Here is an 18,671-nt window from a genome sequence, read left to right as displayed (position 1 = left end):
ATGCAACAGGTTACAAGGTCGAAACGACGCATTATCGGGCTGGCCGTACTGCTGCTGATAGCGGGCGGCGTACTACTATTTAGATTGATTTCACCGGCGGATAAACCCGCTTACATTGCCGCCGCCGCAGAAACTCGCACTCTGGAACAAACTGTTCTGGCTGATGGCACCATCAAAGCACAAAAGCAAGTCACTGTTGGTGCTCAGGTTTCAGGGCAAATCAAAGCGCTCCATGTCACTCTGGGACAACAGGTTGAGAAAGGCCAATTAGTGGCTGAAATTGATGACCTAACTCAGCAGAATGCCCTGAAAGATGCCGAGGAAGCGCTGAAAAATGTGCTCGCCCAACGTGCGGCAAAAGTGGCAACGCAGAAAAACAATCAATTAACCTACCAACGGCAGCAGCAAATTCTGGCCAAAGGTCTCGGCGTGCGCGCTGATTTTGATAGTGCCAAAGCCACATTAGAAAGTACTCAGGCGGAAATTACTGCGCTTGATGCCCAGATTGCACAAGCAGAAATTGCCGTCAATACCGCCAAACTCAATCTTGGATACACCAAAATCAGTTCCCCAATCACCGGCACCGTGGTGGCTATCCCAGTTGAAGAAGGGCAAACCGTCAACGCAGTACAAAGTGCACCGACGATTATCAAAGTCGCTCAACTCGATACGATGACGATAGAAGCCCAAATTTCTGAAGCTGATGTGGTGAAAGTCAAAGCGGGTATGCCCGTTTACTTCACCATTTTAGGTGAGCCGGAACAACGATTCAGTGCCACGCTGCGGGCAATAGAACCGGCCCCTGATTCGATCAACGATGAAACCACCACCACCACCTCATCATCATCCAGTTCCAGCACCAGCAGCACTGCCATTTATTATAACGGCCTGTTTGATGTTGCTAACCCGAACGGCGCTTTACGTATTTCAATGACCGCGCAGGTCTACATTGTGCTCAACAAAGCCGAGAACGCCGTCGTTATCCCAGCGACCGCATTAGAAAATGTGAAAGGAAAGTATCAGGTTCAAGTGGTAAGCGACAACGGCAGCATCCGCTGGCGTGAAGTAGCTGTTGGATTAAATAATAATGTTGATGCGCAGATCCTCTCTGGCTTGCAAGCCGGAGAACAGGTGATCGTCAGCCAAGGCAGCACTACCACCACCAACAATAAGGCCCAACGCATGGGGCCGCAGATGGGGATGTAACTGATGCCAGACCTCAACCACAGTAAGATCTTACTTCAGCTTGATAATGTCAGCCGTGAATTTATAAATGGCGAACAGACGGTTCAGGTACTGAAAAATATCAATCTAACCATTTGCAGCGGCGAAATGGTGGCGATTGTTGGGGCATCAGGCTCCGGCAAATCAACGCTGATGAATATCCTCGGTTGTTTGGATAAACCCAGCTCAGGGGAATATCTGGTCGCTGGACGCATCCCGCGACATTTGGACAGCGATGCGCTCGCCGAACTGCGCCGTGAACATTTTGGCTTTATCTTTCAACGCTACCATCTGCTAAATGATTTAAGTGCGCAGGCAAATGTGGAAATTCCGGCGATTTACGCCGGTATCAATCGAGAAGAGCGCAAGCAACGCGCCGCCAGCCTGTTGTCTCGCCTTGGTCTGGCCGAGCGGCTGGATTATCGTCCCAGTCAGCTTTCCGGTGGGCAACAGCAACGGGTCAGTATTGCCAGGGCGCTAATGAACGGCGGTGAAGTCATTCTGGCCGACGAACCCACCGGGGCACTTGATACTCACAGTGGCAATGACGTCTTAAATATCCTGAAAGACTTACATCAACAGGGCCACACGGTGGTGATTGTCACCCACGATATGTCGATTGCAGAACATGCACAGCGAATTGTCGAATTGAGAGATGGTGAAGTCATTACTGACCGGCAAATGCAATCAGCGGAATCGGTAAGTACAGCAACGGTTGAACAAGAATCAAGCATTACCAGCAAACCACCACTCACCGCATGGAAAGCGCAGCGTGACCGCCTACAAGAGGCGTTTAAAATGGCGATACTGGCGATGGCGGCACAACGTTTGCGCACCGTACTGACCATGCTGGGGATTATTATTGGTATTGCCTCAGTGGTATCGGTGGTTGCATTAGGCAAAGGCTCGCAGCAACAGGTTTTGGCGAATATCAACGCGATGGGAACCAGTACGCTTGAGATTTTCCCCGGCAAGGACTTTGGTGATATGCGCTCAGCGGCGATCCATACCCTACGAGCGACCGATGCCGATGCACTGGCACAGCAGGGTTATATTCACAGCGTGACCCCGGCGGTTTCTACCAGTACCACGCTGCGTTATGGCAATAAATCGGTCAGTGGCACCGTCAATGGGGTCGGTGAGCAATATTTTTTGGTGCGCGGCTACAGTATTAACCAAGGGATGGCCTTTAACCGCACCAGTGTCGATGGCCTGATGCAAGAAGCCGTCATTGATGAAAACACCCGCGATAAGCTGTTTGCCCAAGGTGAAAATCCCATTGGTAAAGTTATCTTGCTCGGATCCTTGCCCTGCCGCGTGATTGGTATAGCCGCCAAGAAGCAAAGTGGCTTTGGTAGTGACGAGAACCTCAACGTGTGGATCCCTTATACTACCGCGATGAAGCGCATGCTCGGGCAATCTTATCTAAAGAGTATTACCGTGCGGGTGAATGATGATATTGACCTGGCGAATGCTGAGCAAGGTGTAACAAAACTGCTCACTCAACGTCACGGGACACTGGATTTCTTCGTGATGAATACCGACAGTATCCGTCAAACCATTGAGAAGACCACCTCAACCATGACTTTGCTGGTATCAATGATTGCCGTTATTTCATTGGTGGTAGGTGGTATTGGGGTGATGAATATCATGTTGGTATCAGTCACCGAGCGCACCAAAGAAATTGGTGTGCGGATGGCGGTCGGCGCACGGGCCAGCGATATTATGCAGCAGTTTTTGATTGAGGCGGTGCTAGTGTGCCTGCTAGGTGGTTGCCTGGGGGTAATATTATCGCTAGCAATCGGCCTGATATTCAGTCAGTTCAGCAGTAACTTTTCAATGGTTTATTCAACCACCTCTATCATGATGGCGTTTATTTGTTCTAGTTTGATTGGGGTGATTTTTGGTTTTTTCCCCGCCAAACGGGCCGCCGAAATGGACCCCATCAGGGCTTTAGAGCGGGAGTGAATAATTCGGGGGGCTTAAGCATAGGATTATCATCATCTATATTCGCTATGCCCCCCTTAAATAGACTAACAAAAATACAATCTCGATATTATTAATCAAAAAATATAAAATAATAAAATAAACAACCATACATTTATTAGAATATAATAAATCACACCCCAACAGACAGGCCATATAATACCAATGAGTGCCACCGGTTATTTATAAGACTTTTCTTGCTTTCATGAGAATGGTCTTATAAATAACAAATAACATTCTTAAAATTAAGCCAATAACCTGAAGAACCTTTACACATCTAATTACCTGCGGTAATGTGTGGATATACATGTTTAAAATCCAGACAGCACATGGCAAGTATTATCTATTTTTTATAATACACTTATAAATACTTCTATCCTTTTGGCGTAGTTATTTTCGCCATATTGGTATTCCATACTCTATTTTTGTTTTTCAGCATACTGGGCGCTGTAAACCAGAGGCGGTAGCGTGGACAAACCAAATTAACTTTTTGGACAACAACAGATGGCTCGTAGTGGTTTCGAAGTACAAAAAGCTGCCGTTAATGCTTTGTTTCTGAGGGAAATTAAAACCAGATTTGGCAAGTATCGGCTGGGTTATCTTTGGGCGGCGCTAGAACCTATGGCCCACATGCTCATTTTGCTAGGCATTTTCGGCTACATTATGCAGCGCACCATGCCAGACATCTCCTTCCCGGTTTTTCTGATTAACGGGATTGTCCCCTTTTTTATGTTCAGTAACATCACTAACCGTTCAATTGGTGCCATAGAAGCCAACCAAGGCTTATTTAACTATCGCCCGGTAAGGCCGATAGACACCATCATTGCCCGCACTATTTTAGAAGCACTGATTTATGCGGTAGTTTACGTTTTACTGATGGCGATCGTCGGCTTGCTTGGCGAAGAGTTTGAAGTCGTTAACCTTATTTCACTGGTTCTGGTTTGGTTAATGCTAATCATTTTTTCCTGTGGCATCGGCCTAATTTTTATGGTTATAGGAAAGACCTTCCCCGAAACCGAGAAGTTTCTACCCATTCTGTTAAAACCGCTCTACTTTATTTCCTGCATTATGTTTTCACTGCATACGATTCCCAAAGAGTACTGGCCGTATCTGCTGTGGAATCCCATAGTACATGTGGTCGAGTTAAGCCGTGCAGCCATCGTTCCAGGCTATAGCAGTGACGGAGTAAGCTTGAGTTATCTGACATTATGTGCACTTGTCAGTCTGTTTGTCGGGTTAGTGCTGTACCGTAACGGTGAAGAGGCGATGCTAACCTCATGATCAGAATTGAAAATCTAACCAAATCTTACCGTACCCCGGCTGGCCGCCATTACGTTTTTAAAAATCTAAATGTTGAGTTCCCTACTAATAAAAGTGTGGCCCTGATTGGACGCAATGGGTCCGGTAAATCCACGCTATTACGGGTTATCGGTGGTATCGATCGGCCTGATAGCGGCAAAGTTATTACCGATAAAACGATCTCCTGGCCAGTAGGGCTGGCGGGTGGATTCCAAGGGAGTTTAACCGGGCGTGAAAACGTTAAGTTTGTCGCCCGCCTGTATGCAACAGACCGTGAATTACGAGAGAAAGTAGCCTTTGTTGAGGAATTCGCCGAGCTTGGCAAATACTTTGATATGCCAATCAAAACCTACTCTTCCGGCATGAAATCCCGCCTGGGTTTTGGCCTGAGCATGGCATTTAAGTTTGATTACTATCTGGTGGACGAGGTCACTGCCGTAGGTGATGCACGCTTTAAGCAAAAATGTGCGGAGCTATTCAAATCCCGTCATGAAGAGGCTAGTTTTTTGATGGTATCGCATAGCCTCGGTTCACTTAAGGAATTTTGTGATGTAGCATTATTTATAGGACGTGATAACAAAGTTAAATTTATAGAATCAGTCGAGGAAGCTATCGATATGTACAAAAAGGATGAAAATCTATAATAGCAATATACTCAAAATGTATTTATCTTAAAAAGATAAAATAATCTCAGAGAAATTAAATCTCATAGTAAAAATACTTGAATTTTACAGTATACAAATAAAAACAAAGTAAAATATAAAATGAAAATAAATACACTGGGCGATCTAACAATTCTCATAAGCGAGAAAGGCGGAAAGCAAGCCAGAGATAATGGTTTTGCTTATTTTCAACATAGAATGCATCAAGGATATAAGAACACTTTTTACATATATACCAAAGACAATATAGACTTAGTGAAACTAGTATCCCACGGAAAAAATATCATCCTAAAAGATAGTAGAGAACACATATCGAAGTTTTATAAAGCTGATTATCTGCTACTAAACGATGGATATATGGATGTATTTCCATCATTCAAAAACAAGCCACTATCAAAGGGTTGGGCATCGATTGTATATCTTCAACACGGTATTATAACTTATAAAAGAGTACATTTCCACAGAGGGCACTATAATGGAAGGATAAGATTCTTCCATACATCATTAAGTAGCGAGAAAGAAATAGTATGTAATATTTTACAACAAAAAAAAGATTTGGTAGATACTTATAAAATAATAAAAAAATATAATTTCCCACATTTAAAAAGCAATGCATCCAAAAAAGACTTAGAGACTTTCTATATAACTTTGCTATCAAATTATTATAATTCAAATGGAGATGTTGATTTTTCTGATTTGCAAACACTAAAAAGATTAATAACTAATATTGGGTTTTTGGACTGCAGAGTAATAAATAGTGGACTATCAAGACATGCTAATTTAAGTAGTAGCAAAGTTAGAAAGAATAACCTTCTATTTTTCTTTACCTGGCGAGATGAATGGATAAATGGAATGGCAGATAATAAATTTATCAAACTTATTAAAGAAATATTCGAAAGCAAGGGAATTATTAATTACGCTAAAAATGAAAATTTAAAGATAGTATTTTATCTTCATGAAAAATTATTACATTTGAAAAATAATATTGATACCATTTTTAACGGAAATGTTGCATTTGTTGGACAAGATAATTTCGATACTGTTTTGAATGAAACAGCACTTTGTATAACTGACTATTCATCCATAGCTTTTGAATTTAATTTATTAAAAACTCCAGTTGTATTTTTACAATTTGATTATGACGAATATAAATTTGAGAGAGGACATTATTTAAATTCGCCGTGTGACTTTTTGGGAATTACAGTTAACAGTATTTCAGGGTTAGAAAAAATACTTAATAGAAAAAAAATCAGGTCTTCTTTAAAAAGCGAAGCAACAAAAAACTTTAAAATTGTTAGACATGACTATGAAAATTTTAATAAAACAAATACTATTTTAGATAATCAGTTGAAAGATAGACAAAAAAAAATAACTTACTTTTGCTATAATGCTTATGGCATAGGTGGTACGGTACAAACTATAATCAACCAAGCAAACTATTTAGTTTCAATTGGCTATCAAGTAACAATTATATCGCTACGCAGAACAGATTATACTCCTAAGTCACACCTTGATCCTAGTGTAAGACTTGAATATCTGAATGATGTAAGAAGTAAAGGAAAATACAGATCAAAATGGGAGAATTCATTAGCACAATTTCCATCTAAGTTATTTAGAAAGACAGAAGACTTATATCAAGGACTTTCTCTACTTACGGATATAAAGCTATACAAAATATTAAAAACAATTAATAACACAATGATTATCGGTTCTTTCCCGGGGCTATGCGTTAATATTATAAAATATGCGAATAATAATAACACTCTGATATTACAAGAGCACAAAGAATTTAGCTCCCATAGTCTTGAAATTCAAAATGATATACTTAAACACTATAATAAAGCTAATAAAGTGATTGGCTTGACAAAATTCCAAAATATAGAATATAGAGATAAAGGAATAAACAACGTAACCAACATTCCGAATGGAATACCAGATCGCCTCCCTCTCCTACAGAGAGCATTAATTAACCACAAACCCAATAGAATTGTTTCTTTTGGGCGACTTGTTAAAGATAAACAATTTGATTTACTTATAAAGTCATTCTCTCTTATTGCAAAAAAACACCCTCTATGGCATGTGGATATTTATGGTGATGGTGAAGAAAAAGATAGTCTTATTGCACTAATAAATGAAAACGATATGGCATCACAAATATCAATTCATACTGCAACATCATTAGTTTATGAAGAGATCTATAATAGTTCATTCTGCGCATTGACAACACTCAAGGAAGGTTTTGGCATGGTGTATATTGAAAGTTTTAGCATGGCAAAACCTGTAGTAAGTTTTGATATTGGTTATGGGCCAAAAGAGTTCTTAGTCAATGGATACAACTCATTAGTCGCAGAATGTTTTTCAATAGAGCATTTTTCAGAGTGTTTAGAAAAACTAATCACTGATGAAGTTTTATTAGAAAAACTAGGAATAAACGCTAGAAATACGTATTTAAATAACTATGAAATTTCCAAGGTAATGACTAGATTTTTGCAGGAGTGCAACTAATGTCCAAGCTATCAAAGCTAATAAAAACACCAAATTTGTATTTAAAAGATGCCATTGAAAAACGCCTAAATAAAAAAAGCATAAATATAAAAAAAGCACAACCTAAACATAAAGAAATAGTACAAATGAATGTTGAAAGATATAAAGTTGACATAAAAAAAATAAAAGTCAATTTGGTAATTATTGATAACATATTAGAAGAATACAAAATTAAAAATAACATTCTAAAATTACAATATAGGAGCATAGAAAAATATGGTAACTTCTCTAGTGTTAGTTATATATCTAAGGATATAAAAATCGCCCACAAAGAAATTCTTACGTATGAAAATTATGATGATTTTTTCAAAAAAAGAATATTACCTAACTCTCATAGAAATGAAGTTTTTGTATTTATTAATATAAACTTCTTCTTCCTTAAAAAAATAAACCATTCCGATTTCATTGGTGATAATGGAAAAGTAATAAATTATATCAAAAAGAATAAAAATAAAATAATTAATTTTGATTCAGATATAAATAATATAATGGAAGGTGTGTCTTATAATTTTACCCCAATGGAAAACATCAGTATTTGCAATACAATTAGCCTGATTTATTTAGATAAGAAAAATACAAACAAACTATCAAGCAATGAATATATTTTCAAATTCCTTCCTATAGCAGGAACTATTTTGTTGCAAAACTCAATATTAGAGTCACCAATTCAATATGCTCGTCTTGACTATGGATTTATTGAGAAATTCGTATGGATACAATCAGTGCATGGTTCAAATCGTTGCCCTCTAGCAATAACCTTTGATGAAAGCACATCTAATGAAAGTCTTTATTTCGAATTTCTAGAAAGTTTATTCCCACACTCTAGTAATAGAGAAGCAGTACTCTCAGCTATCTAAGTAGGAATAATTCACATGAATCTGAGAAAAATAAAAAAATTTTTTTTAAATCCAGGTTGTTTCTTTCGTGATATTTTAATAAAAAAATACCCAATAGTAACCAACCAGAATAACATAAAATACCTTAGTGAAGAAATCTTGTTAGATAATGAAGAGGTTATATTATCAGATTTCAATCCAATCTTTGAAATTGACATCGTTTACACTTGGGTAAACTCTGAGGATAAAATATGGCAAGGTAATAAAAATGCCCATGTTAATCTATGCCACTCAGATATAGAGTTTTTTTCAACTGACGAAGCAAGGTTTAAGAGCCATAATGAGATATATTATTCTTTATTAAGTGTGGCTGTTTTTATGCCATGGGTTAGAAATATATTCATTGTCACTGATAAACAAACACCTGAAATACCAAATTTATTAAAAGACAAAGTAATAATAATTGACCATCAGCAAATAATTCCTGATGAATATCTACCAACATTTAATTCACATGTAATAGAAAGTTATCTTTATAAAATTCCAAATTTAAGTGAAAATTTCATTTATTTTAATGATGATTTTTTTGTATCTAGGCCTATAATGCCATCTCATTTTTTTCGTTCGAATGGACTATGTAGTTTATTTATTAGCAGTAAAAGTTTAGAAACCATGAACAAAATAGGTGTATCGACAGCAACATTGACAGCTTCGAATAATTGCAACAGTTTATTATTAAATAAGCTAAATATTTCATTTGATAAACCTTTAACTCATACTTATGTGCCATTGAAAAAGAGCATGTATGTCAAAACATTTGAACTTTTTGAAGTCCATATTAAAAAATTCTCATCTAATAAGTTTAGGAGTAGGATCGACTTAAATATGGCAACTTTTTTAGTTCCTTATGTCCAATATCTCAATGGCCTTTCTACTCCACATTTAGATATAAGCTATTATTTTAATATAAGGTCACCCAATGCAAAGTCACTTTATAAAAATCTGTTATCCGTAAAAAACACCTCTAACGCTCCGCATTCATTCTGTGCTAATGATTTCAACTCAAATGATTTCAAAAACAATAACAACTATCATTTCGAGCTTATAGCCTTTCTTGATAAATACTATAGCCATTGATCTTATAGTTTACTTTCATCTGACTACTAATAGATGATGAAATAATTAAAATATTGAACTAAGTCAATAAGGGTTTAAAATGAGTTTTTCAGAAAAGTTATTTATATGCAGTAATAGTGTTGAATTGACTTATATTGAAGATCCATATCCATTTGAAAATAGTGTTGGGGAAAGTAAGCTCCTAGTAATATTCCAATCTTTAGGCGATGAGAAATCTGAAGACCCAATTAAAAGATATCCTTATACTCTTTTGGCTGGGCTAAGATATTTTAACTGTCGTAAAATTTATGTCAAAGATGATAAAGGATTAGTAGGCGATTATTATCTTGGTACAAATGGTGGATTTGAAAAAAAGGAGGCCGTAGTAGAATTTATAACTAGCAAGATAAAAGAATATAAAATACTTTCCGAAAACGTGACTCTATTTGGGTTATCCAAAGGTGGCTATGCGTCTTTATTATTTGGTCATGAGATTAATGTAGGCGCAGTTATTTGTGCTGTTCCTCAGTTCGACTTAGTTAAATGGATCGATAAATTCAAAAAACATCTTTCTTATATATATCCTAAAGATGCAACCGAAAGTCAAAAAATAATATATTCTGAATACCTAAAAGACATAATTAAAAACTCCATGCACTCACCCAAGAGAATATATATTATCACATCGCATAATGACGATACCTATACAGACCATATCCCTCCATTAATTAACTCTATTACTAGCAGAGGGGATAGTATATTGAAGGTTTTTCATAATGATGAATATTTTGTAACGCGGCATAATAATGTTGTAAAAAACTCAATGAACGAAATATTAACAATATTAAGTTATGAACTGTCTGAACTCAAGAAAGTTAACTTTTTTAAATGAACAGCCATTAGGATTCACTACATTTTAAAATCCTGGCGTTTTTAATTAACTTAGAACGCCTGTTTTTTCGCGTTAAGAAATCACTTTATAAAATATCACCATATTAACTTCACTATTATATTCCCATAAGTCAAACTAACTCCTACTAGCGGCCCTGCAATTATTAATATCAATTCCACTTTCTGATGTTGCATACCAGTAAATATCCCTAGAAAATTTATCTTGATATGTCTTGCGGAAATATTACCACCATCATATTTAGCTAATATCTCATAGATGCCACTATTAATAATCTGGCTTCCTTGAAGCTATATCTCATTACACCATGTTTGACTTGGATATTCTAGCATCTATCACGCTAAGGGAATTCTCTATCATTATATTTTACTAGTTTTTATTAATGTTGCATTTTCCAAACTTCTCAGTAACTTATATACTTGATTAATATTTTATTGTGTCAGGTTATTTTCACCAGTTTCAACACTTTTATTTGATAAGAATTTTTTGATGCTGACAACATAACAAGCACCTTAGAAATTATAGTATTCAAAATTGCTCTTCTTGTTAGAATGATTATTTATCCATTTATAGTTTTAAACACTAACTCACATTAACTAGTTGCATATTTAAAGATGGTTATTTTTAAAAATCCCCTACTCCCATTAATTTTACATCACACTTGTTGTGATCAATAATCATTGACTTAATATTTTAAGACTATACTTCACCCTATAATTTACTCATAAAAACCTTTATGTCGTTGTGAACTGGTTAATTCCTCAAACTCACTAAACCGGGATCCGGTAATATTCGTCTTTATATTCAGTCTTTACCGTAGGTATCAGTTCAAGCTGGTTATCACCATAATAAACTGCATTAATCTGGGTATTTCTCAGTATATATAGCCGGAATTTTTTGAATAACTTCATATCTGGCTTGAAATCAGACTGCCAAAATTGATTAAGATGCCCCTGAAACGTTAACCCTTTCATGTCATACAGCGCGTTACCCATAACGATCAACGGCTTGTTATGAATAAGGGCTGATAACCCAGCCGTGCTGTTAATCGTGACCACCGCCCTGGCGTGAGTCAGCAGTTCCGGCATCGGCAAATCGTGTACATATTTTACTCGCTCGCTGATGTTGTATTGCTTACCGAGTTTACGGATTAATGGCCCGTACAGGCGATGCCCCCTGTCCATAGGGTGATGTTTGATAACTAACCACTGGTCACTACAGGCTTTTTTTGAAAATGAATACATTACGTCGTTGATGTAATCACGCACGTCGTTGTATGGGCTGTGGTTGCGGATCTGGCTATCATTGTAGACCTGTAAAACCACCAGATGGTAGCGCTGGTCAAGCTCACCCTGTAGTTGGCTCAGCACTTTTCGTTGCAAGAATCGGTACCACTGTTTACGCGCGGCAGCACGTATCCAGCAACGGGCTTCATACCAGGGTGAAAAGGATTTATGGTGACGATATTGTGGGAATTGGTGGCGGTAAAACCAGCCCGCCAGATAATAACCTATGCAACGGCGCACCCGCAGACTAAAGCATGATGTCAATTTTTTGGCGACCGGTGCTTTAATTTCTGGCAACTTACGGTAGAAATCAGGATTACGTGGCAAGGCGGAAAACGCATTCACCCCGCCCTCTTCGAGGGTAATAAAATGCGGGCGGAGGTAGCCTTCCTCAAACGCCAGAAAACGCACCCCTTTGGTCTGCGCCCAAAGCCTGGCAACCTGATGCAGCGGGCGGCAATCGCCAAAACACAAGATAGTGTCGAAGTGGTAATCTTGCCAGGTATCTTTCAACCAGGTGGGGAACTCTTTCGGCGTCTGCCTGAACACCAAATAGTCGCGCTTACGGCAATAAAACTTGTCGCCACCGTTGAATACCACGTTCATCGCTTCGCACCCCTGAGATTCGAGCCACTCAGCGGTATCACTGAAATAAGGTCCCATCGGGCCTTGTAACAGCAGGTATTTCTTCCCAGCAAGAAGTGTTGTCAGTGCACGGCAATCTGTAAGCATAAACACGCCACCATTATTATTTAATAGACTGATTTATAATTACTTTAGTTAGCATGAGCAGTTTTCTATAATTACGCATAATCCTGTCCGATATTCTTTTACTAAATTGCATTTCGGCACGTGGCTGAGTCGCCAATATGTCTAACGCCCGTTCTGCGGTTATTGCTTCACGCCGAAGAGGGTCAACATACGTCGGGTAAGCGATCAACGCCTGATAGACCAAGTCATCCAGCGTCAATATGCGCTGCCGACGTGGTGCTGGATGTTCGTCCTGTGTCAGCCCCCAACCCGCATAAAAAGGTATGCCGTAGCAAAATACCTGCTTCCCATGCAACAGCGCTTCAAAGCCCGAAAGCGACGTCAAAGTATGCAACTCATCCGCAGCCTGAATGCATTGGATGATGTCGGCATCCTGCGCCTGAGTGTTAGCCCAACGCGCAATATCAGCGGCAGGGATATGCCCTTGCCGGTTGCCAACCAATACGTCCGGGTGCGGCTTATAGATAATGAAAGCGTCCGGGTTACGCTGGCGCACCGTTTTCAGCAGTTCACTATTGGTACGAATACTGATTGTTCCGCTCAAAATGGATGCATCGTCTTCCACCTGGCCGGATACCAGCAGAATGCGTTTGCCACTGGCTTGCGGCGGCAGACTGAATGGCGCGCCAATGTTGTATTTACTGATTTTGGCGCTGACCAACCGCTGGCGAAGTTTTGCGGCCCGCACTCGCTGTAGGTCAGTTAACTGGCTGCTATTGAGTAACGACTCAAGATCACTCGGCCGGGTGGCATCGTAGTAAATGCCGCTTTTATCCAGTACCAGCGACAGCGGCGGATGCAAGTCAGAACCCAGCCCCGATGAGCGTATAAACCCATCTTCCATACGCCATACCGGCACGTTTTGCGCCTGAGCCTTTGCTTGCCAGCGCTGTTCGCCTTTATTGCCCCATACCACACAAGCCGTGTTCGATGTTTTACGTTCTCTGAAAGAGACGTTGTTCAGTGTGGTCTTTAAAAACAGTAAAAAAATACTGCGTTTCCAGAGTGTTAATCCCGGTGCCCATAACTGCCCCTGGCGTTGTAGCTGATGATTTTTTTGCATCAACAGGCCGTCTAACACATCAAATAATGTCCCCGACTGCCCACTACAGGGATCGATATAACGGCTGTATCGCAGATAGGCGGCGCTGAATAAATCCAGCAAACTGGCCTGCCCACGCCGGGCCGATAACCCACCAGCCTGTGGGTGGCGATCGTCAGTCAATCCCCAACCGGAATACCAAGGCTGACCAAATACCGTGACAGATTTGCCCGCCAGCAACGCTTCAAAACCATATTGCGAAGTCACCACATACACACGGCTGACCTGGCGCAATAACGACTGCGGGCTGACATTTTCTGCCAGCAACTTGATGCGTGGATTTTTTGGTATTGCCTTGAAGTAGCCTGCTTTCTTACCCTGTAAAACATCGGGATGAATTTTCAGCCAAACCTCTGCCTGTGGGTTTTCATTCAGCGCGGCATCTAACATAGCCTCAAAGTCCGCCGCACTGGCATTGCCGTACTTAACAGCCATGTCACCAAAAGTCTGGTCCACGACCAATACCGCATCACCTTGCGCTGGCGCGCCGCTGAATGCCGGTGCCAGGTTATATTTCGACAAGTCAGCATCAACAATTAACTGCATTGCCTCTCGGGCGTCGGCATAAAGTGGTTGGTTACCGGCCTGGTCAAGAATCAGCGATTCCAGTGAACTGGCACCACTGGCGTCGTAATAGATACCCTGAGTATCCACCACCATCGACAACGGCGGGCAACCGGACACACCCAATCCCAGCGACCGGATGAAGCCGTCTTCCAGACGCACAACAGGCAAGCTGGCAGCACGCGCTAACGCGACAGCTTTATCACCGCTCGGACGATGGCCCCACACCGCCACCGCACTTATCCCCGGCGGAATTGATCGCAACGATGACAGCTTGCAGCATGGCTCAGCCAGAAAGTTTTCCAGATGCTCGATGCGATAGATCCCTGCCGAAAAAATGCCTATCATCAGAGTGTTAGCACCACTTTAGCGGCAACTGCCAACTGGTAAAGAATGGTCGAAATCCCCCGCGTTACTTCGATGTTTTTCGATTCAAACTTCGGTAATACCATCAGTTCGTCACCCGGTTGCAGCGTCTTAACGTCTTCAGCATTCAGCGCTTCACCATTCTGTTTAATCAGAATGACTTTGGTGTTACTGGCTTTTTGCGTATAACCGCCAACCTTGGTGATGTAATCATCCGGGCTAAGCCCTTTCTGCCAGCTCACCGCATTCGGGAACATCACTTCGCCATGGATCATGACCAGTGAGGTCTTTTCAGGGATCTTAATCACGTCACCGTCTTCCAAAATCACCTGATCAAGATTGCTTTCATTGAGCACCACTTCGCCTTTAGGTACCACGTTGCGGGCTTTGTTAACGAAGCGGCTGATAAGCTGTGCTTCTTGCATCCGCAAGCGGGCCTCTTCTGAGGTGGAAGACTGTGCAGATAAAGAGGCTTCTTCGAGTTTTTGCAGTGATAGGTCAAGCATCTCTTTCTGACGCAGCGCGACCGAGCGGCGATACAGTTGGATCGAGTCCATTTGCGACATGCTATTTGGGCGGATTTTTGTCAGAACCTGACGCATGGTCGCACCATAGGGCAGTACCATGGCATGCTCGCCAGAATGCGCACCTTCGATCCGAACCTGAATGGTTCCTGAGTAGCGATCCGTACTGATAATCAGCTTATCGCCATCTTGTAATGAGCGCCCCGGTGCAGAGCTAAGCGGATAGTATTCACTGCGCTTAATCGTACCTTGCTGGCGAATAATGGTCATATGGGTGGCCCCCGGCTTAGGGCGTGCCCAACTCAGCGCTTCACTCACCGGAATAGTGCTATTGCGGAATTCAAAGTCGTAGCTGTTGAACACTTCGCCTTCCACACTGAAAGTGTGTTGGCGTGGGCCGACCACGATAGTATCGCCGTCAGAAAACTGTGATAGCCCCAAGTTGCCGTTGAGGAGAAAATCGTACAAGTTAACCTGTGAGCGCACGCGGTTACCACGTTTGATGCTGATATCCACATAGCTGCCGCTCTGGGTATCGACGCCACCGGCTTTACTGAGATAGGAGAGTAACGAGTCAGATGCCACCCCGCCGTACAAACCAGGGTTATTAACATAACCGGTGACAAACACCTTGACCGGTTGAGCCTGCAATAAAGAGGCGTAGACATTCACATTCGACTGATAGACCTGTTTGACTTTGGCCGTCACCACGCTGTTTATCTGGCTATTTGGGATGCCAACCACTTTCAGCGGGCCAACGTTTGGCAAGAAGATATTACCTTTCGGGTCCACACTCAGCGCACCTTCAAAGTTAAATGCTCCCCATAACCGTACCTGGATCTGATCCCCCAAACTCACCACGTAGTTTGGATTAAAACCGATACTGGAACCACTATCCGCCGCAGAGACCGAAGTAAAGAGCTGCGCACCAAACATGCGGCTCATCACCACCGGGATCACCGGTGGGGGGGTATCGTCAAACTGACTGTCGTTATAAGACCGCTGGCTTTGACCAGAAATAATCGACGGCAACGGTGCCGCCCCCGTCATATTGGGATCGGCATTCAGATCAACGGCCTGAGCGGATGTTGCCTGTATGGCAATAATCAGAAGAACAGATTTCAATAATTTCATAGCATGCTCTGAGTTACTGCCTGCGGTATCATTCCGACAAGCTAGAAATAGCGTTAAAACAGCGTCAATCTTTATGATCGTCAATCACCGTCAGCAATAATTTGACAGTGCCAAAAAGTAAGCAACAAACCAGTAACCAACTGATAAGCAGATACAAACTGCTGGGGAACTTTGATTCCTGCGGTAACTGAGGAGAGCTGATCACCGATAACATCTTCAGCTTTCTTGCCGCGTCAACGCGGGTTTTCTCAATTGATGTCAGGGTCAATTTGTAGATATCAGTATCGAACTGCACCTTGGCTTTAATCTCTTCAAAATCCACCGCCATACGGTTTAATTTGAGCCCATCGGGTGCGGTGACTTTGCTTTTTTCATTATCAATCTGGCTGGCGAGTGACTTGAGTGCGTTTTGTGCACTGACCACCTGAGGTGCATCTTCACGCAAGAAAGTCAGTAGGTTACGCAATTCCGCTTCCATCTGGATGCGCTGGCTTACCAACGTATTAATCAATGAGGTCGCAGCCAAAGCCTGAGCTTCAGGGTCAAGAATATTATTGCTGTTCTGATAAGTGAGTAGCTCGGTTTTGCTGCTATTTAACCGCGTGCGCGCGTCCTGCATTTCGTTTTCAGCAAACAGCAACTGCTCGCGGGCAATGCGGTGTGAGATCTCATTGATAAATCGTTCGGATTCTTTCAAAACAGCCTGATTGAATTTTTGGGCAAATTCAGGTGAGAACCCCTGTGTACCAATGGTGAGCAAACCGGTTTTATCATCGTAAGAAACAGAGATACGGTTACGGTAATAATTAAGGAATTGCTCACGAGTGGCGCTATCAGACAAATGATAGAAAAAATCCCAACCGCTGTGACCGAAAGCCTGACGAAAATCGAGCTGTTTATCCAAGACCGCCAACATATCAGGAGAATTAATATATTCTTTCAGATATAAGGCATCTTCGGCAGAACTTGGGTTACCAGCGCCCATCAGCAAAGCTACGTTCAGATTACTGCCATTGAGATCGTTGGAATGTTTGATGGCAACTTTAGATTCACTGAGATAGCGTGGCTGGCTAAAAATCAATAAATAGAGAATCAGCAGCAACATCGGTATCAGAATCATAATCTTACCTAAATGGCGCTGTACCTTGGACAGAGTTAAGTGTGACATGCGCACGCGCTTCAACATATCACCAGGCCAAGCCGACTTTATTTTTTCAATAAACATGGGTTTCATCATTTGTTATTTGCGCGGGCATTTCCCCATCACTTCTAATGCAAATATCAGCGGAAAATTCGAGTAATAAAATAACCATTACCCAGCTTAGGTAAATTAAACTCGCCGATAGTAGGTATTATGTTCAATCAACAGATGTAGCAACATACGATTAGCCCAGAGGGATAAGCCCATGTTGGGCTGAAATACAGACGTTTTGCCAGCAAAACTCTAAGTGAAGGGGTAAATCAATAAAAATTGCGGCTACAACACTGTTGATTATTATATTTTTTACACTTAAAGGATTTTAATAAATATTACAACCCTTTAACTTACTTAAGTCATTGAAAATAAACATTCACAAAAATAGAGCATCAAATAAAATATATATGCACTTTCAATAGAGAATATAAGACCAACACGAACAGCAGCAGTATAGAAAGAATAGACAACCAACACCAATTGGTTAAATGTTACAGAATGTAACAATACGCAGCCAAATAAATCTGGCATAGTAAGTTGATTTATAAGAATTTTCTCAAAAACAAACTAAAATACCCTTACAACTCATAGCAGTAAATAACGACCACTTAAATTAAACGGCTAATCAATGAAGCTGACTGTATGAATATTCCTACAATATTTATTTTAACTATGTGATGCGAATTGGCTATATTTACAAAATAGGTTTTTCTAATAGCCCACAATTAATTGCATAAATATCATTTACCAATAGATAACATCAGCAGGCAATTTGGCTGGAGGGAAAGGACAACAACAGAGTTCTAATGTGCTTAAATATGATTAGTTATAAATCAAAATCTCTGGCGCCAAAAATCCGCTCAGTTTTATAACGTATAAACCCAATAGATTTCAAAATGCAGGAAGGCGGCAAGCGAAAGACAAATTGGTTGTAAACCATTTTGAACAACGCTTGCGCTGGCCCGTAGAGTGAGCCTCTGATGAAGTTCATAATCCCGATGAGCGCACGACGGTAAGTGATTCGGGTGGTTGAACGCGGCCAACACACCTGCAACTTGAAAGATGACGGGTATAGATTCAAGACTATAAAAGTTGAAGCATTGAAAGGGAGGCGCAAATATCCTATCAAGCCCAACTGACAGTGTGTTCAGA

The 18,671-nt window shown here is 41.0% G+C and carries 12 protein-coding genes; 8 read left to right on the top strand and 4 right to left on the bottom strand.

Annotated elements, in window-relative coordinates:
• The 8 genes from EL015_RS06280 (at position 1) to EL015_RS06245 (ending at position 10,559) form a co-directional block, all read left to right on the top strand.
• Complete coding sequence (locus tag EL015_RS06280; protein ID WP_032905963.1) at positions 1-1,206, top strand: efflux RND transporter periplasmic adaptor subunit; 1,206 nt, start codon at positions 1-3, stop codon at positions 1,204-1,206.
• Positions 1,207-1,209: 3 nt separating this feature from the next.
• Positions 1,210-3,192 (top strand): MacB family efflux pump subunit, encoded by a 1,983-nt coding sequence (locus EL015_RS06275; protein WP_005183773.1) that lies wholly within the window; start codon positions 1,210-1,212, stop codon positions 3,190-3,192.
• 522 nt (positions 3,193-3,714) lie between these two features.
• Positions 3,715-4,491 carry an ABC transporter permease gene (locus tag EL015_RS06270; RefSeq protein ID WP_005183775.1) on the top strand — a complete coding sequence of 259 codons (777 nt, stop codon included), beginning with the start codon at positions 3,715-3,717 and terminating at the stop codon, positions 4,489-4,491.
• Positions 4,488-5,153: an ABC transporter ATP-binding protein gene (locus tag EL015_RS06265; RefSeq protein ID WP_032905964.1), complete on the top strand. Its 666-nt coding sequence runs from the start codon at positions 4,488-4,490 to the stop codon at positions 5,151-5,153. Before EL015_RS06270 ends, EL015_RS06265 begins: the two co-directional genes overlap by 4 nt.
• A 120-nt stretch (positions 5,154-5,273) precedes the next feature.
• Positions 5,274-7,676, top strand: a complete 2,403-nt coding sequence (locus EL015_RS06260; protein ID WP_005183777.1) for a glycosyltransferase — start codon at positions 5,274-5,276, stop codon at positions 7,674-7,676.
• Positions 7,676-8,572, top strand: a complete 897-nt coding sequence (locus EL015_RS06255) for a hypothetical protein (protein ID WP_032905965.1) — start codon at positions 7,676-7,678, stop codon at positions 8,570-8,572. Before EL015_RS06260 ends, EL015_RS06255 begins: the two co-directional genes overlap by 1 nt.
• Before the next feature lie 15 nt (positions 8,573-8,587).
• The gene (locus EL015_RS06250) at positions 8,588-9,688 is read left to right on the top strand and encodes a Capsular polysaccharide phosphotransferase (protein WP_005183779.1); all 1,101 of its coding nucleotides are present in this window, start codon (positions 8,588-8,590) and stop codon (positions 9,686-9,688) included.
• A 79-nt stretch (positions 9,689-9,767) separates the two neighbouring features.
• Positions 9,768-10,559, top strand: a complete 792-nt coding sequence (locus EL015_RS06245) for a hypothetical protein (RefSeq protein ID WP_005183780.1) — start codon at positions 9,768-9,770, stop codon at positions 10,557-10,559.
• 788 nt (positions 10,560-11,347) lie between these two features.
• On the opposite strand, the gene EL015_RS06240 is transcribed toward EL015_RS06245, so the two are convergent.
• The 4 genes from EL015_RS06240 to EL015_RS06225 all read right to left on the bottom strand — a co-directional run bounded on the left by EL015_RS06240 (position 11,348) and on the right by EL015_RS06225 (position 17,561).
• On the bottom strand, positions 11,348-12,595 hold the full coding sequence (locus tag EL015_RS06240; RefSeq protein ID WP_005183781.1) for a capsule biosynthesis protein: 1,248 nt from the start codon (positions 12,593-12,595) through the stop codon (positions 11,348-11,350).
• Between the two features lie 16 nt (positions 12,596-12,611).
• Positions 12,612-14,648, bottom strand: coding sequence for a capsular polysaccharide biosynthesis protein (locus EL015_RS06235; RefSeq protein ID WP_005183782.1), 2,037 nt, complete (start codon positions 14,646-14,648; stop codon positions 12,612-12,614).
• Positions 14,648-16,324 (bottom strand): polysaccharide biosynthesis/export family protein, encoded by a 1,677-nt coding sequence (locus EL015_RS06230; protein ID WP_032905966.1) that lies wholly within the window; start codon positions 16,322-16,324, stop codon positions 14,648-14,650. Before EL015_RS06230 ends, EL015_RS06235 begins: the two co-directional genes overlap by 1 nt.
• A gap of 64 nt (positions 16,325-16,388) precedes the next feature.
• The gene (locus EL015_RS06225) at positions 16,389-17,561 is read right to left on the bottom strand and encodes a capsule polysaccharide transporter (RefSeq protein ID WP_005183784.1); all 1,173 of its coding nucleotides are present in this window, start codon (positions 17,559-17,561) and stop codon (positions 16,389-16,391) included.
• Positions 17,562-18,671 lie beyond the last annotated feature (1,110 nt).

It is taken from the genome of Yersinia intermedia (genome assembly GCF_900635455.1).
GTDB lineage: Bacteria > Pseudomonadota > Gammaproteobacteria > Enterobacterales > Enterobacteriaceae > Yersinia > Yersinia intermedia.
This window is presented reverse-complemented; position numbering and strand designations above follow the sequence as displayed.